The sequence below is a fragment of the Lactococcus formosensis genome (genome assembly GCF_018403745.1).
In the GTDB taxonomy this organism is placed as follows: domain Bacteria; phylum Bacillota; class Bacilli; order Lactobacillales; family Streptococcaceae; genus Lactococcus; species Lactococcus formosensis.
The window spans coordinates 51,396-76,338 of sequence record NZ_BOVP01000006.1 but is presented as its reverse complement, the minus strand read 5'-3'; the positions used below and the strand labels follow the sequence as shown (position 1 = coordinate 76,338).

Genomic DNA, 24,943 nt, shown 5'->3' with positions numbered 1-24,943 from the left:
AAAATAAGAGAAAACGTGTTAGCGTTTTCTTTTTTTAGTGAAGAAAGCTGGCACCAAAATAACCTAAACATAAGGAGTAACTATGTCAGTTCATATCGAAGCTAAAGAAGGTCAAATTGCAGATAAAATCCTCTTACCAGGTGATCCACTACGTGCCAAGTTTATTGCTGAGAATTTTCTCGAGAATGCTCAACAATTTAATAATGTGCGAGGCATGTTGGGCTATACAGGGACTTATAAGGGACACCGTATCTCAGTTATGGGAACAGGCATGGGAATGCCATCAATCTCCATCTATGCACATGAATTAATCACCGAATACGGCGTGAAAAAATTAATCCGAGTAGGCACAGCAGGTGCGCTAAATGAAGATGTTCATGTACGAGATTTGGTCTTGGCACAAGGCGCTGCCACAACTTCACGCATTATTAAAAATGACTGGCCACAGTTTGATTTGCCGCAAATTGCTGATTTTGATTTGTTAGATAAGGCCTATCACATTGCAAAAAACTTAAATATTCCAACCCATGTAGGAAATGTTCTTTCGGCTGATTTATTCTACAGTGATATTGATACGCTGGCTATAGGTAAATTGGGCGTAAAAGCAGTAGAGATGGAAGCAGCAGCTCTTTATTATTTGGGTGCAAAGCATAATGTCCAAACATTAGGAATCATGACCATCTCTGATAGTCTAGTGACAGGGGAGTCAACAAGTTCAGAAGAACGTCAAACTACCTTTACTGATATGATGCGTGTAGGGCTTGAAACACTTATTGTTTAGGAAAAAGTAAAAGTTAAACCCGAACATTCAAAGGGTAAACTTATTAAATTTAGCATTTACAAAGGAAATTTCCAGATGTTTCTGTTAAAATGATAAGAAAGTTATGGAGATTAGGGAGTTATTTAAAAGATGAAAACAGATATCGAAATTGCACAAGAATGCAAGATGGAAGCTATCACAGACGTCGCTGAAAAAATTGGTTTAAGTTTTGAAGATATCGAACTTTACGGAAAATATAAAGCAAAAATACCACTCGAAAGCCTTAAAAAGTTTGAGGATAATGCTGAGGGAAAACTTGTCTTGGTTACATCTATTAACCCGACTCCTGCTGGTGAAGGAAAATCGACGGTGACAGTTGGACTAGCAGATGCTTTTGCACGTTTGAACCAAAAGGTAATGGTGGCGCTACGTGAACCTTCATTGGGCCCTGTGATGGGGATAAAAGGTGGTGCAACAGGTGGAGGATATGCTCAAGTTCTTCCGATGGAAGATATTAACTTACATTTCACTGGCGATATTCATGCCATGACAACAGCGAATAATGCTATTGCAGCACTTTTAGATAATCATATCTTCCAAGGAAATGCTCTAAACATCGATAGTCGTCGTGTTGTTTGGAAACGTGTCTTAGATATGAATGACCGCGAGCTTCGTCATATCGTTGCTGGCTTAGGCAGTGTAGTTAATGGTGTGCCACGTGAGGATGGTTTTGATATCACTGTAGCCAGTGAGATTATGGCTGTTTTATGTTTGGCTACTTCATTGACAGATTTGAAAGAACGTCTTTCACGTATTGTTGTGGCTTATACTTATGATCGTCAGCCGGTCACTGTGGGTGATTTAGAGATTGAAGGTGCAATTACAGTCCTATTGAAAGATGCACTTAAGCCAAATCTGGTCCAAACTATTGAAGGGACACCCGTATTAGTACATGGCGGTCCTTTTGCCAATATTGCGCACGGCTGTAACTCTGTTCTAGCTACAAAAACAGCCTTAAAATTAGCCGATGTAACTATTACAGAGGCTGGATTTGGAGCAGATTTAGGCGGCGAAAAATTCCTTGATATCAAAACACGTCAACTGGGAAAAACCCCTGATGCTATTGTAATTGTTGCTACTCTTCGTGCGTTGAAAATGCATGGCGGTGTAGCTAAAACGGAACTAACTGGCGAAAATGTTGCTGCCGTTACCCAAGGGTTTGCAAATCTGAAACGTCATATTAAAAATATGGCGAGCTATGGTGCGCCAATCGTTGTAGCCATTAATCAATTTGCCAGTGATACTGAGGCGGAAATAGCTGAGTTAACACGACTTGTTGAAGCAGAAGGTGTTGCTGTGAGTTTGACACAAGTCTTTGAAAAGGGCGGCGCAGGTGGAATTGATTTAGCCGAAAAACTAACAAGTATTTTCACGCAAGAAGCAAGAGAGTTCCATTATCTTTATGATTTAGAAGCATCAGTAGAGAGCAAGATTACAACAGTTGTGACACAAATTTATGGTGGCAAGAAAGTTAATTTTTCTGCAAAAGCAGCGCGTCAATTAAAAGAAATTGAGGAGAATGGTTGGGATAAGTTGCCTGTTTGTATGGCGAAGACACAATATTCATTTTCTGATAATCCTAAACTTCTGGCAGCACCAGAAGGCTTTGAAGTTACCGTGCGTGAGTTGGTGCCAAAGATTGGAGCAGGTTTTATCGTAGCTCTCTTAGGCGATGTGATGACTATGCCTGGCTTACCTAAAAAACCAGCAGCTTTAAATATGGATATTAACGAAGCAGGGAAAATCACAGGTTTGTTCTAAGTAAAGGAGAACGATGGTAAAATCAAAAATTACCCCTTTTATTACATTAAATGGGAAAGCCAAGGAAGCCATGACTTTTTATGCTCAAGTTTTACCAGATACAAAGATTATACGGATGGAATTTTATCATGAAAGTCCAGCTTTTTCTGAAGTGAAAGAAGAGCTAGTTTTAAATGGGAGTTTGGAAATAAAAGGTACTGAGCTTTTCTTTCTTGATATGCAAAAAGAATATGCAGCACCAATACCTAACTGGTCAAATTCTCTTTTTCTGGACTGTGCGACTGAAGTTGAGTTTGATCAAATCTTTGCAGCTTTATCAGAACAAGGAAGCGTGATGATGGGACCAGAATCTGTAGGAGATATTCGCAAATGTGCCTGGATCACTGACAAATTTGGTATTACTTGGCAACCGGTCTGGAAATAAAACAAAAAAAGTTATCCTCTTTAGCAGATAACTTTTTTTGTTTGCTGATATTAAATAAATAAAATTCCGCCATAAAAAAATCTTAACCCCTTGATAAACAAATAATATGACAAAGCGGGAGGGGGCGTGATAAACTTTAAATATCAAAAAATTAAGGAGAACATTACTATGAAAAAGTCACTGAAGCTTTCACTCGCGCTCGTTTCGCTTATTGCCGCAGGAGCTTTAGCTGCTTGCAGTAATGGTGGTTCATCAAGTAAAGAAGAATCAAAAACCAAGCAAACGGAGATTGTTGTAGCTACAGATGGAGCAACTAAACCATTTACCTATTCTGATAATCAAGGAAATTTAACAGGATATGACATTGAGGTTGCACGTGCTGTCTTTGATAAGTTGCCTGAATATAAAGTAACGTATCAAGCGGTTGACTTTTCTGGGATTGTTCCAGGTTTGGACAGTGGCCGTTATCAGATGGGAGCCAATGATTTTGGTTGGTCAAAAGAACGTGCGGAAAAATATAATTTTTCATCACCAATTTCTAAATCGAATAATGCAGTATTAACGAAAGATGGTGATTATAAAACCCTAGAAGATCTTGCAGGTAAAAGTACAATCGGTAATCCAGCTTCTAACTATACAAAGATTATCAATGATTGGAACAATGCGCACCCAGATAAGAAAATAAATATCAGCTACTCTTCAGATAGCACATCTATCAATACACGCTTTAACCAGATTGAATCAGGGAAGATTGATTTCATGCTTTATGATAAAATCTCTCTGCAATCAAGTATTAAGGATCAAGGGTTTGACAGCTTGAAAATTCAAGATATCGATACTTCAACAGGTGATCCTGAACATGACGGTTATGAGTATTTCCTCTTTGCAAAAGATGATGCTGGCAAAGAACTTCAAACTAAAGTCAACAAAGTACTTGCGGAGCTTGAAAAAGATGGTACCTTGAAAAAACTTTCAGAAAAATTCTTTGATGGAGATTTTGTACCTGAAGCAAGCAAGTTTAAATAAATATTTCACAGACAAGAAAAAATTTTTAGTTTCTTGTATAATAGTAGGAGTAGTGTAAAAGCTGTCCCTGAGTCTCTCACACACAAATGCTTGTGGCACGAGTGAGGGGTTCAGACAGCTTTCTTTGATGAAGAGAATAAAAATGAATAAAAATAAAAAAATAATTTTAGGCTTGGGAGTTTTGCTCCTGTTGATTATTTTGCCTATGCTTCCCTTTTTGATCATGCAAGGGCAATATAGTTTTGACGAATTTTGGACGATGTTTTTCACCAAAATTTTTAGTTGGAAAGACTTTACAGCAGCCTTTGTACCAATCATTAAAATGATTCCTATCTCATTGCAGATGACACTTATCGCAATGTTCTTTGGTCTTATTTTGGGATTGCTCCTTGCACTTGTCAGAATAAATAAAATTCCCATTTTAGACCAGTTACGTGCCCTATTTGTTTCCTTTACACGTGGGACTCCTATTTTGGTGCAACTTTATTTGACTTATACAGGGATTCCGTTGATTCTTAAAGCAATCAATATGAATTATGGTACGAATTATACGGTTAACTCTGTTCCTGCCATGCTCTTTGTGATTGTGGCTTTTGCCCTTAACGAAGGTGCTTATAATTCAGAAACAATTCGCTCAGCCATTCAATCTGTGGATAAAGGTCAAATTGAAGCAGCACGCTCTCTTGGAATGACTAACTTTCAAGTTTTTTGGCGCGTAATCTTACCTGAAGCAGCTTCTGTTGCAACGGCGCCATTAGGAAATGCTTTGATCGGCTTACTCAAATCGACTTCACTGGCTTTTGTGGCTGGTGTAGTCGAAATGACCGCTCAAGCTCAAATCATCGGTGGTTCAACCTTCCGTCTTTTTGAAACCTACTTAGCTCTGGCTTTAATTTACTGGCCAATCTGTATTGTTTTGGAAATCTTGATTCGTAAGATTGAAAGTAAACTAGAAATCAAAATGCCTAAAGCAGCGCGAAAAATCTCACTTGGACGCAATCCTTTTGATAACGGGGTGACCAACAAATGATAAAAATTTCAAATTTAAGTAAATCTTTTGCCGGTAATGTTGTTCTTGACAATCTTAATCTGGAAATTAAAGAAGGTGATGTTATTGCGCTTATTGGTGCCTCAGGTGCCGGTAAGTCAACTTTTCTACGTTCAATTAACTATCTGGAAGAAGCAGACAGTGGTCAGTTAGAAATTGATAATTTTAAAGTAGACTTTGAGCATATCAGTAAACAAGAAATTCTTGAACTTCGCCGTAAAACAGGAATGGTCTTCCAGCAATTCAATCTCTTTGAACGTCGTACAGCCCTCCAAAATGTGATGGAAGGCTTGATTCAAGTTAAGAAGATGCCCAAAGCAGAAGCACAGAAGCTCGCTGAGAAGAACTTAAGAAAAGTAGGGCTTGAAGATCGCATGGATTACTATCCAAAATTCTTATCTGGTGGACAAAAGCAGCGTGTAGGAATAGCACGAGCTATGGCGATGCAACCGACTTTACTCTTACTTGATGAGCCAACATCAGCACTTGACCCAGAACTTGTTGGCGAGGTTCAGGATACGATTCTAAATGCAGCCAAAAACAAACAAACAATGGTTTTAGTTAGTCATGAGATGGACTTTGTCTATAATGTTGCGACAAAAGTTCTTTTCCTAGAAAAAGGAAAAATTATTGAAGAAGGCAGTCCAGAGGAAGTGTTCCATCATCCTAAAAATCCGCGGACGAGTGAATTTCTCTCTCGTCATGTTAAAACCATTGATATAGGAAGTTCAAATGATTAATTTAGTTTTACAGTTTTATCTTAAAGGTTTACTCATTTCTTTTTTAGTTGTAGGTTTACTCAGTCTTTTGTACGGTTTTATCTATTGGCTCCGTAATCATCATAAACCCCGAAATGTCTGGCGCAATCGCTTATTTGACATTATTTTGGTGGATATTTTGACGATTCCGATTTTGAGTTTTGCAGTTGTTGGTATACTGATTATTTTAAGAATCAGATGATTGTAAATCAAAATAATGGCAAATAATCAAAAGAGAATTTATAATGGTTCTATACTTGAAGAGGTGAATTATGACAGAAAAAATTTACGATGTAGTAGTTATCGGTGCCGGGCCTGCAGGCATGACCGCAGCTATGTACAGCGCTAGAAGTGAAATGAAAACATTGCTTCTGGAACGAGGTGTTCCTGGCGGTCAGATGAATAATACAGCAGAAATTGAAAACTACCCAGGCTATGGTCAAATCATGGGCCCTGAACTTTCGATGAAAATGTATGAGCCTTTAGCTGATCTTGGTGTTGAAAATGCTTATGGCTTTGTCACATCAATCGTCGATAATGGTGCAACAAAAACTATCAATACTGAAGAAGAAGTATTTGAAACAAAATCAATCATCATTGCAACAGGAGCAAATCATCGAAAATTAGGTGTTCCTGGAGAAGAAGAATATGGAGCTCGTGGAGTATCTTACTGTGCTGTCTGTGATGGTGCTTTCTTCCGTGATCAAGATATCTTGGTTGTTGGTGGTGGAGATTCTGCTGTAGAAGAGGCCATTTTCTTAACACGTTTTGGTAAAACAGTAACAATCATGCACCGCCGTGATGAATTACGTGCTCAAAAAATTATCCAAGAGCGTGCCTTTGCTAACGATAAAATAAAATTTATTTGGGACTCTGTTCTTGAAGAAATCAAAGGTGACGAACGCAAAATTGAATCTGTACGTTACAAAAACGTTAAGACAGGTGAAGTTACAGAAGCGGACTTCGGTGGTCTCTTTATCTATGTAGGTTTAGATGCTGTATCTGAATTTGCTCGAGATTTGGGTATCACTGATGAAGAAGGTTGGATAATCACAGATGCAACGATGAAGACAAGCATTCCAGGTATCTTTGCAGTTGGTGATGTACGCCAAAAAGATTTCCGCCAAATTACTACTGCTGTAGGTGACGGAGCTCAAGCTGCTCAAGAAGCCTATAAATATGTAGAAGGATAAATCAAAAAGAACGTGCTTGACTGCCGTTCTTTTTGATTTATCGTTCGTATTCTAGTAACAAATGTGTTATAATCATATTAGTGCAATTCTGATTAAGGAAGAAAATATATATGGATAAAGTAATTTACGACGTACTACTCGTTATTATGTTAGTTATTTCTGCAATTTTAGTTATTTCAATTTTGATGCAGCCATCTAAACAAGATGGTGCAGCAGATGCCTTTTCAGGTGGTTCAGGAGAACTGTTTGAAAGACGTAAAGCACGAGGCTTTGAAGCTGTCATGCAACGATTTACAGCTATTACTATTGGCATATGGCTTGTGCTTGGTTTTATCTTGGTAGTTCTCTCTACGAAATGAAAAAATATTAACATGTGAATGAAGGGCTTCAAAATAAGAGGCGCTTTTTTTATTAAAAATAAAAATAATAGACAAATGTTAACCAATCATGTAAGTTTTTTGATACAATTTAAATACATAATTTCATAATTTCAATTGACTCTCCAACGCGGAGAGCTTTTTATTTCAAAATAAAAAACTCTCTTTAATAGTAAAGAGGAGTTTTTTTATGTTCATTAAGAATTTAACGATAAATTTTGGCAAAAATAAAACGTGAACTTGGACCTACCAAAAATAATTGGAGGGGTAGTGCAACAATAACGTTCAAAAACCAGGTTTTACCGTACAGTAGAAGTAAACTATCTACCGTTGGTGTACCTTCCATGACAATTCCGAAAATAGACATAAGGGTAACCATTCCCAGAATCATGAACAAGGAAATAAAAATTCCAAGTTGTGCAGGAGAAGGCTGTAAGTTCTTTTTACTGATGTGAGAGAAAACAATTTTTTTCGCTAGTGGGCCGACGAGTGCAAGGTCAAGTATGACAGCAACAAGTAGAGCGAGCGGAAAACCAGTTGCTACATTTCCCCAACTTTCCATATTTATACCACTAGCTTTAAAAACATTATACATGGTCATTACAAAAACCATCATTCCTGCAATTAGTCCAGTAAAAACAAGTTCTTCTTTAAAATTTTTAGGCATCTTTTTCTCCATTCTTTTTAAGTGCACTATATCTTAACATAAATGATCCTATCTTCGTAAGTGAAAAGTTAAAAAAGAACGAAAAAAGTGAAAATTTAATAATGATTCTGGTCGATATTGGTGTTTTTATCATTCAAAAAATTTTTTGAAAAAATAATCTTAAATACTTGACGTTTACATAAGTAAACGACATAATACAAATATAGTTTACAAACGTAAACGGAAGAGGTCGAAAAATGAAAATTAAGACACATATAAAACGATGTTGATACTATATTAAACTAGGTAAGATAAATTAGTATCAGAAAGAGGAGATAAAATGACCAACTATATTTTCAAACCAGGTGATAAAGATCTTACACCTGTTCTGGTTTTGCACAGCACGGGTGGTGATGAAAAACAGTTGATTCCCCTGGCTGAAGACTTATTCCCCAATCACCCTCTCTTATCTATTCGTGGGCGAGTCAGTGAGCAAGGAATAAACCGTTACTTTAAACTCAAGGGACCTGGCTTTACGAAAGAAAATTTTGACTTGGAATCGTTGAATCAAGAATCCCAATGGCTGGCGGCAGAAGTTGTACGCTTGGGAGAAGAATATGAGCTGGATCTTAGTAAACTTGCGGTGATTGGTTATTCCAATGGTGCTAACGTTGCACTTTATATGCAACTGAAGGGGCTCATACAATTCGATAGAGTTTTGGCTTTTCATGCCATGCAACTTACAGATGTAGCCACCCCCGTAATCGCAGATGAAAGTAAAATCTTCCTAACACATGCGGACAATGACCCCATCGTGACTCGAGCTAATCTTGAAGAACTCTCTTCTGACTTGCAAAAAACAGAGTGTGAACTTGAGGTATTTAAAGCCAGTTTTGGTCATCAATTAAGCAATGAGGAGCTTGTAGCAGCCAAAAAATGGTTAGCCGTATGAAGAAAAAAATAAGCATACATGAACATGTCTTTCCAATCAAAAAAATTATAGAGAAACTAAAAAAAGAGGAAAATCCCATGAATACAGAAATCGAAACACAAAACATCCTTGGTGGAGTTCACCACGTTACAGCAATCACATCAAGCGCACAAAAAAATTATGACTTTTTTACAAATATTTTAGGTTTACGTTTAGCAAAACTTACTGTCAATCAAGATGATTATGAGACTTATCACCTTTACTTCACAGGGGAAGACGGGAAAAGTCCAAACATGACCTTCTTTGACTTCAAGGATATTCCTAAAGGAATGCACGGTGCAAACAACATTGAACGCGCTTCGTTTCGTGTACCAAGTGACGCCTCTCTTACTTACTGGACAGAGCGTTTTGAAAATGCACATGTTAAACATGGCGAAATCAATGTCAAATTTGGCAAGAAAACACTGGAATTTGAAGATTTCGATGGTCAAAAATACCAATTGATTTCCGATCAAGACAACACAGGTGATGCTGCACTTGATCGCTCATGGCTTCTCTCAAATGTAGCGCCTGAACACGGAATCATTGGCATGGGGCCAGTCTTTGTGAAAGTTACGGACACTTACAATTTGCGGATTATTTTGGAAACAGTCTTTGGCTTCCGTTATGCTGGTCAAGAAAATAATTTGCATCTTTTTGAAGTAGCCAATGGAGGCAATGGTGCAGCTTTGATCATTGAAGAAGCGGAGGAAAATGAGCGTTATGCTTATCAAGGCTACGGTACAATTCACCATTTGGCATTGGGAACGACAAATCCTGAAACTTTAAATTACTGGATTGAACGTATTCAAGCCTTTCGTTTGCCACATTCTGGCTTGGTGGATCGTTTCTACTTCTCTAGCGAATACGTGCGTGTAGCGCCAGGGGTTCTGTTCGAAATCGCAACATTTACACCAGGTATTGGGGCCCTTGATATGGCTGAGTCAGGTGATGGTGCTGTCGATAGTTATGAAGAAGCGTTAATTACTTCCGGTTTCTGGATTGACGAATCAAAAGAAGAAGCAGGGAAAGATTTAAGCTTACCTCCTCATCTCTTCCCAGAAGATGAAGCTATCAAAGCACGTACAGCAGCAAGTTTACGTCCTTTAGATACTTCGGATACCATGCGTGATCGTAGCCATGATGAACTATGGACAGTTGAAAAAGTTGTTGAACGACGAGAAGGTGAAAGTCTTGAAGCCTTTGAACAACGATATCTTGGAAAATAAAAGGAAAAAACGTTTCTATCATTATGACAGAAACGTTTTTTTATTATAAATTAAAACGATATCCAACACCCCAAATGGTTTCTATAGGTTGAGTAGACGACTGAGCATTTTTTAACTTTTCTCTTAGTCTTTTGATGTGGACCACAACGGTAGCAACATCTGTATCATAAATATCCATCTCCCAGATTTGTTCGAATAAACTTTCCTTACTCCATACTCGATTTGGGTGTTCGGCTAAAAAGAGCAGCAGTTGGAATTCCTTGTTCGTGAGGATAATTTCTTTGTCTGAAACATAAACCTTGTGTGAATCCTTGTGGATGATAAAATCATCTATCTTAAGCATATCGGTGTTTTCTTTAGGTTTTAAAAGTTTATAGTTCTGGATATGAGCTTTGACTCGTGCCACCAGTTCATTGGGACTGAATGGTTTAATCATATAATCGTTAGCCCCTAAGCCAAGTCCGCGAATTTTATCAATATCCTCTTTTCTCGCGGAAACAATCATGATGGGCGTTTGTTTTTTATTTCGAATTGCTTTACAAATCTCAAATCCATCAACCCCAGGAAGCATAATATCCACGATAATTAAGTCAAAATCTAGATTTAGAGCAGTGATTAAACCAGCTGTTCCATCTGTTTCAATCACAGCATCCATTCCGTTAATTTCCAAATAGTCCTTTTGTAAATTGGCAATACTCACATCGTCTTCGATGATTAAAATTTTATCTTTCATTGTTGCTCCTTATGCTTCAGGTAGAATTATTATAATACGTGTGCCTTTATTTAAAGTACTTTCGGCATGAACAGACCCTCGATGTTGTTCTACGATTTGTTTGACAATACTCAGCCCTAAACCACTGCCCTTTATCTGAGAAGTACGCGACTTATCAGATCGGTATAAACGATCGAAAATATAAGGTAAGTCCTCAGGTGAAATTCCTCTGCCATTGTCTTCAAATATAAACTGGATACCTTTTGAGGTTTTAAATAAAGTGAGTATAATCTCTAACTGCTGCTCTGCTTGGGCAAATTTAAAACTGTTTTGGATGAGGTTTTGCATAACTCGGTCAAAGTAAGCTGTATCCAACAGCACAGGAAGTTCATCTTGTGGGAGTTGGAGGATAACATTGACATTTTCGTGTCTGGCAATTTCGGATTCAAACTTCTGGATATAAAAGGTAAAGTCGATTTTGCTAAAACTTAAGTTGACACTGTCCATATCCAGCTTCGAGTAAAGGAAGAGTTCATCGATAAGTTCATTGAGTACCAAGCTCTTTTCATGGATGGTTGCCAAATAAAGTGCTCGTTTTTCTGGCGTCTGAGCAATGTTTTCCTGCAAACCTTCGACATAACCAAGGATTGAAGTTATCGGTGTTTTAAGATCATGCGAGATGTTGGCAATCAGTTCTTTACGATTTTCTTCATACTTTTTCTGAACCAAGCGTGCAGCTTGAAGATCCGTCCACATCTGGTACAAACTTTCTTTTAGCTGTTCAACCTCTTTTGCACCCTTCGAATCATCAGTAAATGGATTTCCCGTAAGTATATCATCCTGTTCGACCAGATAGCGGGCATTTTTTTCTAGAGTAACTAAGGGTTTGATGACGGTTTTTGAAAGCCTCTTACTGATAAACCAGAAAATAAGAGCAGATAAAATGAGAATGAACAGAATCATCCAGATGCCCCAACGAATGAAGAATTCAAATAAGTTAGTTTGTCTTTTTAAAATCATAAAGTCACCAAAAGTTCCATCTTCATATCTAAAGCTGTACTTGATGTAATTATAAAAACGTCCATTGTTGTCCATCGTGCCTGTCGGATTAAGATTGCTTTCGTCGAACGCAGGCATATGAACCCGGAGTGAAGAAGCTTTCAGCTCTTCGGAATGATAGAGGACATTATTGCCTTTACGAATGACGATATTAATATTTTGCTTTTCGATGCTCTGAATAATATCTTTGACTTTGTCCTTTAAAGGAGGCTCAAGAAGATTTGGCGAACTTTTTACCAATGTTTGCAAAGTCAGAAAACTTTGCTTTTCTTGCTCTGAGAGAGGCTGGTTTGTCGTTAACATACTGTAAATATTTTTTATAGAAGGAATCTTACCCAAAGTACTGTAAGATACAACAGAAAAAATTAAGAAAACAGAAACTAATGTCACCGCGATAGCACTGATGTAAGTAGTGATAAATCTATGTTTTATTGTCATATAGCTCTTTCTCAACCAAATGCTAAAAGTTTATAATTTGTTCATAATTTAGCCATTTGGAGTTTATATTTGCTTGCTATAATAAATTATACAATAAAAAAGGAGATTATCTTATGAAAGTTCAAAAAATAGTATTGTTCTCATCTATCTTAGCACTTGGTGTCTTTGTAGATACTTATGTGTCAGATCATTCAGCCCAAGCCGATCAAGTGTCTCAACATTGGTCTTCACATAAACCCGATTCTTCATTAGGAAATCGATATGAAAAAACATTGTCACAGACCAATTGGCAAGGCACAAAAGTTTATGATGCTCAGGGCAATGATTTAACGAAAGAAAATAGTAACTTTATCGGTCTTGCCAAATATGACAACAAAACAGGTTACTATGAATTTTTTGATAAGGCAACCGGAAAAACCAGAGGAGATGAAGGAACATTTTTCGTAACAAATGATGGTACAAAACGTGTGCTCATCTCTGCAACACAAAACTATCAAGCTGTCGTTGATATCACAGAGTTGAATCACCACAAATTTACTTACAAACGAATGGGTGTGGATAAAAACGGCCAACCAATAGAGGTGTATGTAGAGCATGTCCCATACAAATCGAAAAATCTTAAATTTACACATGGACGTGAAAAATTAAGCAGTCAAACAGGTAAAATTGTGAAGTCAGAGCCCGGAAGTCAAATTCTTGGTAATAGTTTGTGGCATGGTACAGTTGTGCGCGACGAGCAAGGAAATGACGTAACAAAAGAAAACCAAATGTTTATTAGTCTTGCAAAATTTGATACTCAGACAAGCAAATATGAATTTTTCGATATCAATACAGGAAATACACGTGGTGATTTTGGTTACTTTGATGTGATTTTCAAAAATAAAATTAGAAGTCATGTTTCTATTGGTCAAAATAAATACGGTGCTGCATTAGAAATCACGGAGCTAAATTCTCAAAAATTTACTTACAAACGTATGGGGAAAGATGCAGCTGGCAAAGATATCGTAGTCTATGTAGAGCATGAGCCATACAGAGGGGTTTTTAATCCAGAATTTACCTTCTAATAAAAAAAATAGAGTGAAATCCTCTATTTTTTTACGTAGCCTCAAGAAGAAATAATAAAAGGACACTTTATTTACATTCATTCTCTTTTGTTTTATTAATAAATACTTGCATAAATATACATATAACTGTATAATAAATCCAAAGAAAAACATAAAGAGGAAGTAAATGTCGCAACTAAAAAAAAATAAATTAACAGCAATTTCTTTAGCACTGATGATTTTTACATCGGTGTATGGCTTTGGGAATGTTCCGCTCGCCTTTTTTCAAATGGGCTACGGATCAATCATTTGGTATATTATTAGTGCCTTAGTCTTTTTCATTCCATTTTCTTTAATGGTCACTGAATTTGGTTCAGCTTTTAATGCTGAGAAAGGCGGTATTTATACATGGATGGAAAAATCAGTGGGGCCATCCTTTGCCATGGTTGGTACTTTGATGTGGTACATGTCATGGGTTATCTGGTTTGTCTCTGTGGGTAACCGGATACTTGTACCTATATCGAACATGATTTTTGGCACAACGATCTTACCGAGCACAGTTATCGTGTCACTTTTGGCCATTCTTATCATGTTTCTCGTGACGTTCATTTCGCTTAGAGGGCTTGAAACCATAAAAAAAGTGGCCTCAGTTGGGGGTATTGCTGTTGTTTCACTTAACTTTATCCTCATCATCGGTGCCTTTATTATTTTAGCTAAAAGTGGTTTTCAACCTGCAACACCTTTAACGATAAACTCATTGATATCAACACCAAACCCAACATTGCAACCTGCAAGTTTTGTTACTTTTATTGCTTTCTTAGTTTATGCTATCTTTGCCTACGCTGGAGTAGAATCTGTGGGAGGACTGGTTGATGAAACAGTGGAACCGAAAAAGAACTTTCCTAAAGGTATCTTACTTTCGGCCGCCATTATTGGTATTGGTTATTCTTTTATGATTCTTTGTACAGGTTTTTTCATTAATTTTGATAAAGACTGGATTCCGGGGATTATGGATGGTTCAGTTAACCAAGGCAACATCACTTATTTTATGATGCAGCAGCTGGGTGAAAAACTGGCAGAATCCTTCAATCTATCGTCTGGTGCGGTACATACTTGGGGAACAGTTTTTGCTCGTTATGTAGGACTCTCGATGTTTCTCACTCTTATAGGGGCACTCTTTACTTTGATTTATTCTCCACTTAAACAACTGATGGAGGGGACACCAGAAAAAGTATGGCCAGGAAAACTTGGAAAAATCGAGAATGGAGTGCCTAAAAATGCTATGAAAGCTCAATTCATCATTGTGACCCTGATGATTTTATTGAATATGGTGATTTCACTTATCAATAAGGGCGCAGCAGATAAATTCTTCCTAGTCATTACTAACATGAGCAATATTGCTTCTAGTCTTCCTTATGTCTTTATCGTCTTTGCTTATATCAAATTCAAGAAAAATCAGGCAATTGAGAAACCTTTCACGATTATGAAAAACCAAGCCTTTGCTATCGGTATCTCTTGGATTGCAGCGTTGATGATTATTCTGGCAGACTTCTTTACAATTATCGAACCCGTCATAAATTATCTCCAAGCGCCAAGTGAAATCCCTTTGGGAAGTGTGTATTCGGATATTATCTCAATGATAGCTGGACCAGTTGTCTTCAGTATATTAGGCTGGTGGCTGATCCGAAACTATAAGAAGCAAAATGTTAAGATATAAAATATAAGGAAAAGACGGAAATCTTTGAAGAGATTATTACAATTTTAGGAAATTCCTAACATTTCTTTGGAAATATTTCCCCCCACAATTTATTTTGAATTGATTAATGATATTATATGCTATAATAATATCCTACTAAAACATGTGAGGAACACAATGGATGATCGAATCAGAATAAGCAGTACATGGCTTGTCATAATAGCAGTTGGTCTTGTTTTATTTAGCTATGGCGCACACTCTCACAAATTATCTTTAGAAGGGCTGGGAGCGATAGCTTCCGTTGGTGCTCTCTTTTGTGGCTTATCGGGTGTAGTTATTCGGTTGATAAGACGAAAGCGTGGACAACGTTTTAAGTAATCCCACAAAAAAACATCCTTATCTTTTGAAGATGAGGATGCTTTTTCATTTATCGTGAATATTTACCATCGATAAAGGTAATATCGTCTGTGTCACTATATGTACTGTAAGCTTTCACGAGGGAGATTATCCAGTCGGTGAGTGACCAAATACCAAAAGTCATCCAGTTACATAGAAGTTTAAAGATACCCATGCCGATTTGACCACGCATAAAGCGGTCAACGCCAAAGTGTCCAACTAAAAAGTTTCCAATCCAAACAAAAATATGTTTGTTAATCTTCTTTTCATTCATAAAAGTTTCTCCTTGCCCTTTTAGCGTGATTCGCGCACGTATTTCATTCTTCAAGAGACTAGCTTGCGATATGATTTGTTCCCATTTTTTTATCTCTTACTCTTTTCATTATATAGACAAGCTCCCCAAGATTCAAACATTTAATAAAAATTTTTCAATAAAATATACTCTTTCATTTAGTTAATAATAAATACTTTTTGTATCATCCCGTACGTGTGATAAAATGAGAGAAGGAGGATAAAAAATGGATACAACTCAAGCTCTAGCAAAACTTAAAGCTCTTGTAAACACTTCTTTGTATTATAATAAAGATGTGTATGACCGAGAAAGATTAGAAGAAATGAAAGAAATTCTCTTTGAAATTTCTCAAAAGTTGACCTCTTACTCAAAAGATGAACTGGAAGCCTTCTTTAATGAGGATTTAGGTTATGTCACACCCAAAGTGGATGTAAGAGCTGTTGTCTTTGAAGATAACCGTCTCTTACTTGTGAAAGAAAAGGCCGAAGGACAATGGTCTTTACCTGGAGGCTGGGCAGATATCGGTTATTCCCCCGCAGAAATTGCTCAAAAAGAAGTAAGAGAAGAAAGTGGGCTTGAAGTGATACCGTTACAGTTGTTTAAGTTGGTTGATAAGGCCAAACATCCTTATCCTAAAAGCTTGAATTATGTTTATAAGCTCTTCTTTTATTGTGAGCCCAAAACTTTAGAGTTGCATCCGGGATTAGAAACTTCGGAGGCACGCTTTTTCTCGCGGGAAGAAGTTGAAAACTTGCAGAATATTTCTGTGGATCGAAACACACGTGAGGATCTTCTGGAAGCTTTTGAATATCATAATCATCCGACAGCAGGGGCAAAATTTGATCGCGTGTAGTAAAAGGTGGTTCACGAAAATATCAAATATGTTATAATATCATTATTCCATGCGGACGATGAAAAAGATTGGGCTGTTTAGGATGATTGCCCCTATTGAATAAACGATTACGGAGAAATCAGTGGAGATTTTATCGTTTATCGAGCCAAAAAGTAGCGGGCTGCTAACAGTCCGCATTTTAATTTTTAAAATAATAATGTATGTGCTTGGGATTGAAAAGAATCACCAAAGTGCATAGAGAAAAAGAAATATTGGAGAAACATGAAAATAAAAGAAGTTATATTGGATGAACTTAAAAAACATCCAAAGAGAGCCTATGCTGTAGAAGAATTGGCAATGGAACTGGACCTAACAAAGGCTTCAGATTTTAAACTATTTGTTAAAACTTTAGCTGCTCTTGAAGGGGAAGGATTACTGGAATTTACAAAAAATGGAAAAGTCACACTAGCCGAAGTAAAAGCAGAACTTGTCGGAATCTTCCGTGCTAATGCGAACGGTTTTGGCTTTGTAACAGTGGATTCTGATGAGCCTGACGTTTTTATTCCTAAGGGAAGAACGGCTTTTGCTCTTGAAGGAGATGAAGTAAAAGTCGAACTGAAAAGTAATGCCAATCCTTTAAAGGGCACAAGTGCTGAAGGGGTAGTTACAGAGGTTTTAAAGCGCGCGGTCACTCAGCTTGTCGGAACTTTTGTCAAATTTGACGAAAAAGAACGTCAAGAGTTCAATCGTATCGGTTACGTAAAATCACGAAATAAAAAGTTGCCTTATCATGTCTTTTTGACAGATAAGGGTTTGGTACCAGAAGATAAAGCAGTAGTGCGTGTTGACATTACCGCTTATCCAGATAAGAAAAATCCCAAAAGTATGCAAGGTTTGGCTGTCGAAATTGTCGGACAAGCAAGTGATAAAGGAATCGATGTTCTTGAAGTTTTAGCTTCACTTGGTATTCGTTCTGAATTTCCAGAAGACGTTTTGGCGCAAGCGAACGCTGTGCCAGAAGAAGTTGATGAAAAAGATATCATGGGACGTGTGGACTATCGTAATGAGATTACTTTCACCATCGATGGTGCAGATGCAAAAGACTTAGATGATGCTGTACATATCAAGCGCTTAAGTAATGGCAACTATGAGTTAGGGGTTCACATCGCCGATGTGTCTCATTATGTCACTGAAAATTCACCCTTGGACCGTGAAGCTTTTGAGCGTGGAACATCCGTATATGTGGCCGATCGTGTCGTGCCTATGCTGCCTGAACGACTCTCAAACGGTATCTGTTCACTCAACCCTCGCGTTAATCGGTTGACGCAGTCTTGTGTGATGGAAATTACACCTGAAGGAAAAGTCCTTCAGTCACAAATTGGTCCTTCCATTATCAAGACGACTGAACGTATGACTTACGATGATGTTAACTTGATGCTTGCTGGTGATGAGGGAGCATTGGAAAAATATGCTGCAATTAAAGAATCCGTAGAGATTATGTCTGAACTTCACGAAGCTTTGGCAGCAATGCGGAGCCGTCGTGGAGCGATTGATTTCGAAACGATGGAAGCACGGATCATCGTTGATGAGAATGGCTTACCTATCGAAATTCGCAAACGCAGTCGTGGAACAGCAGAGCGCATGATTGAGTCCTTTATGTTGATTGCTAACGAAACAGTTGCAAGCAGCTTTGAAGCACGTCATTTACCAGGGATTTATCGTATTCATGAGCATCCAAAAGAGGAAAAAATGACCCGCTTTATCGACTTTGCTGCAACCTTTGGCTTGCAAGTCAAGGGAACATCAACAGAAGTCAGTCAAAAAGCTTTGCAAGAATTTTTGAAAAAAGTGAAAGGTCAACCAGGAGAAATGGTCCTCTCAACGATGCTTTTGCGTTCGATGCAACAAGCACGCTATTCGGAAGACAACTATGGTCACTTTGGCTTGGCAGCAGAAAACTATACGCACTTTACCAGTCCGATTCGTCGTTATCCTGACCTGATCGTTCACCGCTTAATCCGTGAGATGGATCAACCAAGTCCAAAGACCATCGAATATTGGGCAGAAAAAATACCGGAAATTGCCCAACAATCAAGTAACCGTGAACGCCGTGCTGTCGATGCTGAACGCGAAGTTGAAAAGATGAAAAAAGCTGAATTTATGGAAAAACATGTCGGCGAACAGTTCGAAGGTGTTATTGCCAGCGTTACTCGCTTTGGAATGTTTATTGAGCTTGAAAATACTATTGAAGGTTTGGTTCATATTTCTACTATTAAAGGTGAATATATGAACTTCCATGAACGTATGATGGCACTTGTGGGAGAAAAAACAGGACTTGTCTTCCGTATTGGTCAACCCATCAAAATCCAAGTCACTAAAGCGGATAAAGTTACCGGTGATATCGACTTTGAATATATCAAGAGTGATCTAGATGTTGTCGAAAGTAATTTAAAATCTAAAAAAGAAAAAGGCCCACGCCGTCGACCAAAAGCAAACCGTTCTGAAAATAAAGAGGAACGAAAAGCCTCAAAACACGGAAAAAATTTCTCTGAAAACAGCAGAAACAAAAAATACAGAGGAAAATCCAAGGATGAGGATCGAGAACGTAAAAACGATTTCGATAAAAAACCAAATAAAAAGAAAAAGAAGAAGCCTTTCTACGCGGATGCAGCAAAAGGAAAGTTCGGAAAAAATACGAAGAAAAAAGCGAAAAAATAAAAATACTTTAGAGGAGAAAAGCCTATGTCAGAACAATTGAATCTTGAGAAAACGGCCTTGGTCCTGATTGATTTACAAGAAGGCATTGTAAATCGTCCACAGCTTGAACCCTATAGTAAAGAAGAAATTCTTGCCAAAAATGATAGATTGCTGGACAAGTTCAAGAATACAGCAGGACTTATTGTTTTTGTACATGTGAAGAATTATGGGCCAGAAATGCTCACTCCGCTTACAGATACAAATATAAGTGCTTCTGGTCCACTTCCTGAAAATTATAGCCAATTTGTTTCTCCTTTGGCTTATGATGAAGAGGTTAAAAATAAAATCCATGTCAAAAAGCATAATTGGGGCGCTTTTTATGGGACAGATCTGGATGTGCAGTTACGTAGACGAGGCATTGAGAATATTATCTTGACAGGTATCGCCACAACGATTGGTTGCGATACGACGGCGCGTGAAGCTTATCAACATGGATATAATGTGATTGCTGTTGAAGATGCAATGACAGACTTTAATGGAGCGCTACATACGGGTATTGTTAACGGTATCTTTACACGCTTAGGACGCGTCCGCTCGACAGAGCAAGTCTTGAGGATGGTACAGGATTAGACCATAGAGAGCAATAGTTTTTGGTGATTTGAAAAGTTTAAGATGTAGAAGAATAAACGCTTTTCTGCATCTTGAGCTTTTTATATTTTCAATTTTTAAGGGAAAAGTTGGGAGAGATTAAGAGCATCACCTGTAACAATATGTTAATCTCTTCATAAAGTAAGATTGTGTCATTTTTTTGCTATAATGTTATCGGTGATTTTTTCACATTTATTTGATAATGTAAGTTATTGAAGATTTAAAATGAGAAAATGTCTGATAGTAAAATAAAAAAATTTTAAGCCTATACTTTGCTGACTTAAAATGTAAAGAAAAAGGAAGTGACTTCGTGAAGTCATTTAAAGGTGTCACATATGAATAAGCGGACAAAATTCAATTTTCTAAGTGATTGGAATATATTGCGTACAATAGCAACTTTAGTAATTCTTTGGTTGACTTTTATTTTTATTTTGAACCTCAACCACTTTACAGGCTACACGGGCGATGATTTTTTGTATCACTTTATCTATACAGGTGCTTGGCCAAGTGAACATCTGAGTGAATATCATAATATTGGTGATTATATCTCAGCAGTCTATACGCACATGACACTATGGAATGCACGCATGACATCAATAATTTTCGAAATCTTAGCGATGCAGCTTCCTAAAGGAATTTTCAATATCCTTAATGCCGGTATTTATGTATTGGTTGGACTCTTGTTGAATGTGGTAATCAGTGGGAAAAAGGTACTTTTAAAACCTTTACATCTGGCACTAACCTTTCTTTTGATGTGGTTTTTTATTCCGGGGATGGGAAGTACGGTGCTTTGGGTCAGTGGTGCTGCGAATTACCTGTGGGCCACAGTAATTATACTCCTCTTTTTATTACCTTACCGTTTTAATGTAAGTACAAAACGTAGCTGGGAAGAATACTACCTCCCAGTTTTGGGACTTTTAGCAGGCTTAACAAATGAAGTCGGTGGCGCGACAACTGTATTGCTTGCTCTCATTTTTACGGTTTATAATTTTAAAAAATCGACAAACGGAAACACGGTGGCGCAGATTTTAGGAACCTTAGCTGCCGCCTTTGGTTTTGGGACGCAAGTCATCTTATCATCAGGATCTGCTGAAACTCAGAACTACGGTGCTTCTTCCGGTTTAGGCCAACGTTGTCTTGATATCGTATCGGGAACTGCGCATTATTCTGGTTTTCTTATATTGCCCATCCTTGTGTTTGGGGGAATTCTTTATTTTAACCGGAAGCAACTCCAAGAAAAAGCATGTTACCTCTGGCATGGAGGACTTATCTTTCTGGTATCAGGTCTTGCAGGTTGTGCTGCAATCCTAGCCTCGCCGATCACACCCGCCCGTCTTTGGTTTGCAAGTAATATTCTGTTTATCATAGCTTTATTAATGATGATTGAAGCATGGCAAGAGTTACGTACACAAAGCTTTTGGACCAATCTTCCTTTGTGCATTGCCATTCTTTGCTTAAGCTTTGTGAGTTTGCCAAGCTATGACTATAATTTAAAAGACATCAAAAATTCATATGAATATTTTTATACAGCCCAATCTATAGCTCAAAAAGCAAAGGAAGAGGGAAAAACTTCGATCCGCGTACCTGGGATTCCGATGACTTCTAACGACTTTAATGCTTATTTTGGAACGCCTTATTTGGTTTCAAGTGAGCACCCAGAAAAAGAATGGTCCAACACATGGTTTGCCAAATATTATGGGCTAGAGAAAGTCTATTTGGATGATACAGTGCCAATGGCAAAAGTAAACTTAGAGAATGCTCAACCTATTGATAACATTCTGAATGCTTACAATAAGTATTTTGGTTATTTCCAACGCAAGATTCTTCCTTTCAATACTGATAAGGTCTTAAAACGTGAGCAAACCGCTAAAACTTCAACATCAAAAGCAACCATTACTAAAGACCCTAAACCCGATAATAAAAACTTACCGGTAGATAAACCTTGGCTGCGTAATGCGCTCATTCGCTATATTGATGTAAATAAGGATGAAATCGTTGCAACAGAGCAAATCACTTCCCCTTATAATGAAGCTTACGATATCTCTCATGCAGCAACATCTGGGTATGAAACACTATCAAATAACCCTAAATCTTACGTTTTTAATAAGCGTTTTGATCAAGCCATAGATATTCACGTCAAACCGACGCTCCATAACATTACGCTATTCTTTAATGGCAAAAACCAAAAAAATGTTTCCATCACAAATGTTGAAGGCCAAACAGGAGAAACGATCACTGTACAATTGCCACGAGGCTACAGTAGCAATGGATCAAAAACAACACGTGTCATCATTGATGCAGAGACGACTTGGGATAAAACAGTAGAAGTAACTAAAATTCCATTTTGGAAAAATCTAGGAAGCTTCACTACATTTTACAGCGTATTTGGTGGATTGTTCATCTTTGTGGTTTATGATGCCTTTCTTAAGAAACGTTAAGAAGGGTAGTTTTGTAAAGTATTTAGAGATAAAAAAAGACTAACTTTAGTTAGTCTTTTTTGTTAATTTCCTATTTTTTATAAATTTAGTTTATTTGTTCTTAATGCTTACCGCTATTTTTGAATGAAGTAATAAGATGATGCTTCACCTGAAGCGAGGAGAGCATTCGCTTTGTCTTGAAGTTCCTTGTAGGATGTTGAGACTGTTGACTCATGCTTGTTTCCTGCTTTATCTACGTAAACCAAGACCCAAGCACGTCCGTTTGGAGTTGCTTCAGAGCTAGATGGTGTTGCATTAGGGTCAGCCTGAGGACTATGTCCACCTGCACCGTTATTTTCTACAGGATTATTTGAGTTATCGACCCAACCTTGATCTGAACTTTCTGATGTTGCAGGTTCAGACGGCTGTTCAGATGTTGCTGGGGCTTCAGAAGTAGCTGTTGTGGAATCTGAAGTTGAACTGGCATCTGAGCTTTCAGATGTTGATGTTTCTGAACTGCTGGCTTTACTTGTACTTTCACTTGAGCTTTTAACAGAGCTAGAAGGTTCAGAAGATGTGTCTTTCTTTGCGCTAGTTGTATTGCTGCAAGCTGTCAGTAGCAAGGCAGCAGCTAATGAACTAACTAAAAGTAATGATAATTTAAATTTTTTCATATGTAAGACTCCTTAAAATTCCTTTTTGTTACTTCCAGTATAACATATTGTCTCTTAAAAACCTGATTAATTATCTATAAATTAAAAGTTAATGAAGGAAAAACTCTCATCTAAAAAAGATAAGTCGAATAATTTGTAAGCGTTTTTTAACTTTGTTAGAATTATTATATAGAAAAAATAATAATTAGAAAGAAAGAGGTGCTTTATGATTTGGTCATTAATCGTTGGTGCAATTATCGGGGTGATTGCAGGAGCAATCACAAGTAAAGGGAAATCCATGGGTTGGATTGCTAATATCTTAGCTGGTCTTGTGGGTTCTGCTGTTGGTCAAGCCTTGCTAGGATCATGGGGCCCTAGTTTAGCAGGTATGGCTCTTATTCCTTCCATTATCGGTGCCGTTATCGTGGTAGCTGTTGTTTCTTTCTTCTTAAGTAAAATGGGCGATTAAACAGTAGTTGCAGTAACACGGGAGGAGGAAATGTGTCAAAAGGAAAAAAAATTATTCTAATTTTAGTTGATTTATTTCTTATTACAACCATCCTACCACTGTTTCTATACACACTCGGGAAATTTGATATAGACCAGCCAATCAAAGATATGTCACAAGTTCCTTACATTGGTCCCTACTTGCCTACATATTTCTTGTTTGCAACAGGAATTTTAGGAATTCTCTTACTCATTCTCTTACTCGTTATTATCTTCTATCCAAAAAGATATACAGGCTTTGTCCTAGGAGAAGGTAGAGGAGAACTGCTTCTTAAAAAATCTGCGATTGAAGGTTTTGTGCGAGAAACGCTCAAAGAAAATAGTTATATCAAAGACCCGAAAATCGATACTTTGTTAGGTAAAAATAAGATTAAACTTGCTATTAAAGGTGAGATTATACCTCGCGTGCAAATTTCAGAAAAGTCCCTACTTATTGAAGAAGAAATTCGTAAAGGACTTAAAGAGTTTCTGGGGGTAAATCATCATTTAAGTTTGAAAATAAAAGTGAACGCTGTAACACCAAAGAGTAAGAGCAGTTCACGTGTATTATGATTGGAGGTTAGATGAATCTTTTAGAAGAATATCAATATCCAATTATAGGTGGGGCAACTGGAGCGGTCATCGCCATATGTATCTTTACAATTGGCTTTTGGAAGATGCTCTTACTGTTTTTACTCATCGTGCTTGGTAGTTACATTGGTTTCTATCTCGAACGTACTGGATATCTTGATAAAATAAGTAAAAAATAATTAAATAATTTATAAATCAAAAGGAGAAGCTATGGTACAAGAAAACAAAAAAACTTTGGATAACTCAGTTGATGCAGTAAGTGGAACTTTAACTTATGAAGATAAAGTGATTCAAAAAATCGTAGGACTTGCCTTGGAAAAAGTAGACGGATTGCTTGCAGTTGATGGTGGCTTCCTGTCTAATCTCACAGGAAAACTCGTAAATACGGACGATGTAACTTCTGGTGTAGGTGTCGAAGTCGGTAAACAACAAGTGGCGGTCGATCTTAAAATCGTAGCTGAATATAAGAAATATGTTCCAGATATTTATAAAAATATAAAAGAAGTTATTTCAAAAGAAGTTAAAGGCATGACAGACCTTGAAGTTGTAGAAGTTAACGTAGATGTTATCGATGTTAAAACGAAAGAACAACAAAAGCAAGATGAACAAAGCCTCCAAGATAAAGTAGGCGATGCTGCAAAATCAACAGGACGATTTACTTCGGAAAAAGTTGATCAAGTAAAAGACAAAGTCAGCGATGATGATGAACCACGTGTAAAATAAAAAAATAA

27 protein-coding genes are annotated in these 24,943 nt (G+C 37.4%); 22 read left to right on the top strand and 5 right to left on the bottom strand.

The window, feature by feature from the left end; translation table 11 throughout:
• The first annotated feature begins 82 nt into the window (after positions 1 to 82).
• The 9 genes from deoD to secG all read left to right on the top strand — a co-directional run bounded on the left by deoD (position 83) and on the right by secG (position 7,389).
• On the top strand, positions 83 to 781 hold the full coding sequence (gene deoD, locus KJS37_RS08070; protein ID WP_213496782.1) for a purine-nucleoside phosphorylase: 699 nt from the start codon (positions 83 to 85) through the stop codon (positions 779 to 781).
• 129 nt (positions 782 to 910) lie between these two features.
• Positions 911 to 2,581, top strand: coding sequence for a formate--tetrahydrofolate ligase (locus KJS37_RS08065; RefSeq protein ID WP_213496780.1), 1,671 nt, complete (start codon positions 911 to 913; stop codon positions 2,579 to 2,581).
• A gap of 13 nt (positions 2,582 to 2,594) precedes the next feature.
• Positions 2,595 to 3,005 carry a VOC family protein gene (locus KJS37_RS08060; protein ID WP_213496778.1) on the top strand — a complete coding sequence of 137 codons (411 nt, stop codon included), beginning with the start codon at positions 2,595 to 2,597 and terminating at the stop codon, positions 3,003 to 3,005.
• A gap of 168 nt (positions 3,006 to 3,173) precedes the next feature.
• Entirely contained in the window at positions 3,174 to 4,031 is an 858-nt protein-coding gene (locus KJS37_RS08055) for an amino acid ABC transporter substrate-binding protein (RefSeq protein WP_017369767.1), read from the top strand.
• Between the two features lie 142 nt (positions 4,032 to 4,173).
• Positions 4,174 to 5,061, top strand: coding sequence for an amino acid ABC transporter permease (locus KJS37_RS08050; protein WP_213496775.1), 888 nt, complete (start codon positions 4,174 to 4,176; stop codon positions 5,059 to 5,061).
• Positions 5,058 to 5,819 carry an amino acid ABC transporter ATP-binding protein gene (locus tag KJS37_RS08045; RefSeq protein WP_017369766.1) on the top strand — a complete coding sequence of 254 codons (762 nt, stop codon included), beginning with the start codon at positions 5,058 to 5,060 and terminating at the stop codon, positions 5,817 to 5,819. Before KJS37_RS08050 ends, KJS37_RS08045 begins: the two co-directional genes overlap by 4 nt.
• Positions 5,812 to 6,039: a DUF4059 family protein gene (locus KJS37_RS08040; RefSeq protein WP_004258121.1), complete on the top strand. Its 228-nt coding sequence runs from the start codon at positions 5,812 to 5,814 to the stop codon at positions 6,037 to 6,039. Before KJS37_RS08045 ends, KJS37_RS08040 begins: the two co-directional genes overlap by 8 nt.
• A gap of 70 nt (positions 6,040 to 6,109) precedes the next feature.
• Positions 6,110 to 7,030: a thioredoxin-disulfide reductase gene (gene trxB, locus KJS37_RS08035; protein ID WP_096368420.1), complete on the top strand. Its 921-nt coding sequence runs from the start codon at positions 6,110 to 6,112 to the stop codon at positions 7,028 to 7,030.
• 110 nt (positions 7,031 to 7,140) lie between these two features.
• The gene (secG, locus tag KJS37_RS08030) at positions 7,141 to 7,389 is read left to right on the top strand and encodes a preprotein translocase subunit SecG (RefSeq protein ID WP_096368419.1); all 249 of its coding nucleotides are present in this window, start codon (positions 7,141 to 7,143) and stop codon (positions 7,387 to 7,389) included.
• A 223-nt stretch (positions 7,390 to 7,612) separates the two neighbouring features.
• Here secG and KJS37_RS08025 read toward each other — a convergent pair whose 3' ends face one another.
• A complete protein-coding gene (locus tag KJS37_RS08025; protein ID WP_213496773.1) occupies positions 7,613 to 8,074 on the bottom strand; it encodes a DUF2798 domain-containing protein in 462 nt (153 codons plus the stop codon).
• Between the two features lie 319 nt (positions 8,075 to 8,393).
• Between KJS37_RS08025 and KJS37_RS08020 the strand changes: the two genes are divergently transcribed.
• Both KJS37_RS08020 and KJS37_RS08015 read left to right on the top strand, forming a co-directional pair.
• Positions 8,394 to 9,005, top strand: a complete 612-nt coding sequence (locus KJS37_RS08020) for an alpha/beta hydrolase (protein ID WP_213496771.1) — start codon at positions 8,394 to 8,396, stop codon at positions 9,003 to 9,005.
• Positions 9,006 to 9,082: 77 nt separating this feature from the next.
• Positions 9,083 to 10,252 (top strand): VOC family protein, encoded by a 1,170-nt coding sequence (locus KJS37_RS08015; RefSeq protein WP_213496769.1) that lies wholly within the window; start codon positions 9,083 to 9,085, stop codon positions 10,250 to 10,252.
• A 43-nt stretch (positions 10,253 to 10,295) separates the two neighbouring features.
• On the opposite strand, the gene KJS37_RS08010 is transcribed toward KJS37_RS08015, so the two are convergent.
• Positions 10,296 to 10,985, bottom strand: coding sequence for a response regulator transcription factor (locus KJS37_RS08010; protein WP_213496767.1), 690 nt, complete (start codon positions 10,983 to 10,985; stop codon positions 10,296 to 10,298).
• A gap of 9 nt (positions 10,986 to 10,994) precedes the next feature.
• Positions 10,995 to 12,461, bottom strand: a complete 1,467-nt coding sequence (locus tag KJS37_RS08005; RefSeq protein ID WP_213496765.1) for a sensor histidine kinase — start codon at positions 12,459 to 12,461, stop codon at positions 10,995 to 10,997.
• A 113-nt stretch (positions 12,462 to 12,574) separates the two neighbouring features.
• Here KJS37_RS08005 and KJS37_RS08000 point away from each other — a divergent pair, with 113 nt between their 5' ends.
• The 3 genes from KJS37_RS08000 (at position 12,575) to KJS37_RS07990 (ending at position 15,578) form a co-directional block, all read left to right on the top strand.
• A complete protein-coding gene (locus KJS37_RS08000; RefSeq protein WP_213496763.1) occupies positions 12,575 to 13,525 on the top strand; it encodes a DUF4822 domain-containing protein in 951 nt (316 codons plus the stop codon).
• 166 nt (positions 13,526 to 13,691) lie between these two features.
• Positions 13,692 to 15,221 (top strand): glutamate/gamma-aminobutyrate family transporter YjeM, encoded by a 1,530-nt coding sequence (gene yjeM, locus KJS37_RS07995; RefSeq protein WP_213496761.1) that lies wholly within the window; start codon positions 13,692 to 13,694, stop codon positions 15,219 to 15,221.
• Positions 15,222 to 15,377: 156 nt separating this feature from the next.
• Positions 15,378 to 15,578, top strand: a complete 201-nt coding sequence (locus KJS37_RS07990) for a hypothetical protein (protein WP_213496759.1) — start codon at positions 15,378 to 15,380, stop codon at positions 15,576 to 15,578.
• A gap of 49 nt (positions 15,579 to 15,627) precedes the next feature.
• Here the strand turns inward: KJS37_RS07990 and KJS37_RS07985 are convergent, their stop codons facing one another.
• Positions 15,628 to 15,870 carry an NINE protein gene (locus KJS37_RS07985; protein WP_019291898.1) on the bottom strand — a complete coding sequence of 81 codons (243 nt, stop codon included), beginning with the start codon at positions 15,868 to 15,870 and terminating at the stop codon, positions 15,628 to 15,630.
• 244 nt (positions 15,871 to 16,114) lie between these two features.
• Between KJS37_RS07985 and KJS37_RS07980 the strand changes: the two genes are divergently transcribed.
• From KJS37_RS07980 to KJS37_RS07965, 4 genes are all read left to right on the top strand, one after another.
• On the top strand, positions 16,115 to 16,741 hold the full coding sequence (locus tag KJS37_RS07980) for an NUDIX hydrolase N-terminal domain-containing protein (RefSeq protein WP_213496757.1): 627 nt from the start codon (positions 16,115 to 16,117) through the stop codon (positions 16,739 to 16,741).
• 261 nt (positions 16,742 to 17,002) lie between these two features.
• Positions 17,003 to 19,438 carry a ribonuclease R gene (gene rnr, locus KJS37_RS07975; protein WP_213496755.1) on the top strand — a complete coding sequence of 812 codons (2,436 nt, stop codon included), beginning with the start codon at positions 17,003 to 17,005 and terminating at the stop codon, positions 19,436 to 19,438.
• A 24-nt stretch (positions 19,439 to 19,462) separates the two neighbouring features.
• Positions 19,463 to 20,047 carry an isochorismatase family protein gene (locus KJS37_RS07970; protein WP_096368413.1) on the top strand — a complete coding sequence of 195 codons (585 nt, stop codon included), beginning with the start codon at positions 19,463 to 19,465 and terminating at the stop codon, positions 20,045 to 20,047.
• A gap of 353 nt (positions 20,048 to 20,400) precedes the next feature.
• Complete coding sequence (locus KJS37_RS07965) at positions 20,401 to 22,503, top strand: DUF3329 domain-containing protein (protein WP_213496753.1); 2,103 nt, start codon at positions 20,401 to 20,403, stop codon at positions 22,501 to 22,503.
• A gap of 113 nt (positions 22,504 to 22,616) precedes the next feature.
• On the opposite strand, the gene KJS37_RS07960 is transcribed toward KJS37_RS07965, so the two are convergent.
• Positions 22,617 to 23,156: a hypothetical protein gene (locus tag KJS37_RS07960; protein ID WP_017369752.1), complete on the bottom strand. Its 540-nt coding sequence runs from the start codon at positions 23,154 to 23,156 to the stop codon at positions 22,617 to 22,619.
• A 205-nt stretch (positions 23,157 to 23,361) separates the two neighbouring features.
• Here KJS37_RS07960 and KJS37_RS07955 point away from each other — a divergent pair, with 205 nt between their 5' ends.
• From KJS37_RS07955 to KJS37_RS07940, 4 genes are read left to right on the top strand one after another with little or no spacing between them, the layout of a single operon-like run.
• Positions 23,362 to 23,604: a GlsB/YeaQ/YmgE family stress response membrane protein gene (locus KJS37_RS07955; protein ID WP_017369751.1), complete on the top strand. Its 243-nt coding sequence runs from the start codon at positions 23,362 to 23,364 to the stop codon at positions 23,602 to 23,604.
• A gap of 32 nt (positions 23,605 to 23,636) precedes the next feature.
• Positions 23,637 to 24,194: an alkaline shock response membrane anchor protein AmaP gene (amaP, locus tag KJS37_RS07950; RefSeq protein ID WP_213496751.1), complete on the top strand. Its 558-nt coding sequence runs from the start codon at positions 23,637 to 23,639 to the stop codon at positions 24,192 to 24,194.
• A gap of 11 nt (positions 24,195 to 24,205) precedes the next feature.
• On the top strand, positions 24,206 to 24,391 hold the full coding sequence (locus KJS37_RS07945) for a DUF2273 domain-containing protein (RefSeq protein WP_213496749.1): 186 nt from the start codon (positions 24,206 to 24,208) through the stop codon (positions 24,389 to 24,391).
• A gap of 31 nt (positions 24,392 to 24,422) precedes the next feature.
• Complete coding sequence (locus tag KJS37_RS07940) at positions 24,423 to 24,935, top strand: Asp23/Gls24 family envelope stress response protein (RefSeq protein ID WP_017369748.1); 513 nt, start codon at positions 24,423 to 24,425, stop codon at positions 24,933 to 24,935.
• Positions 24,936 to 24,943: the final 8 nt, after the last annotated feature.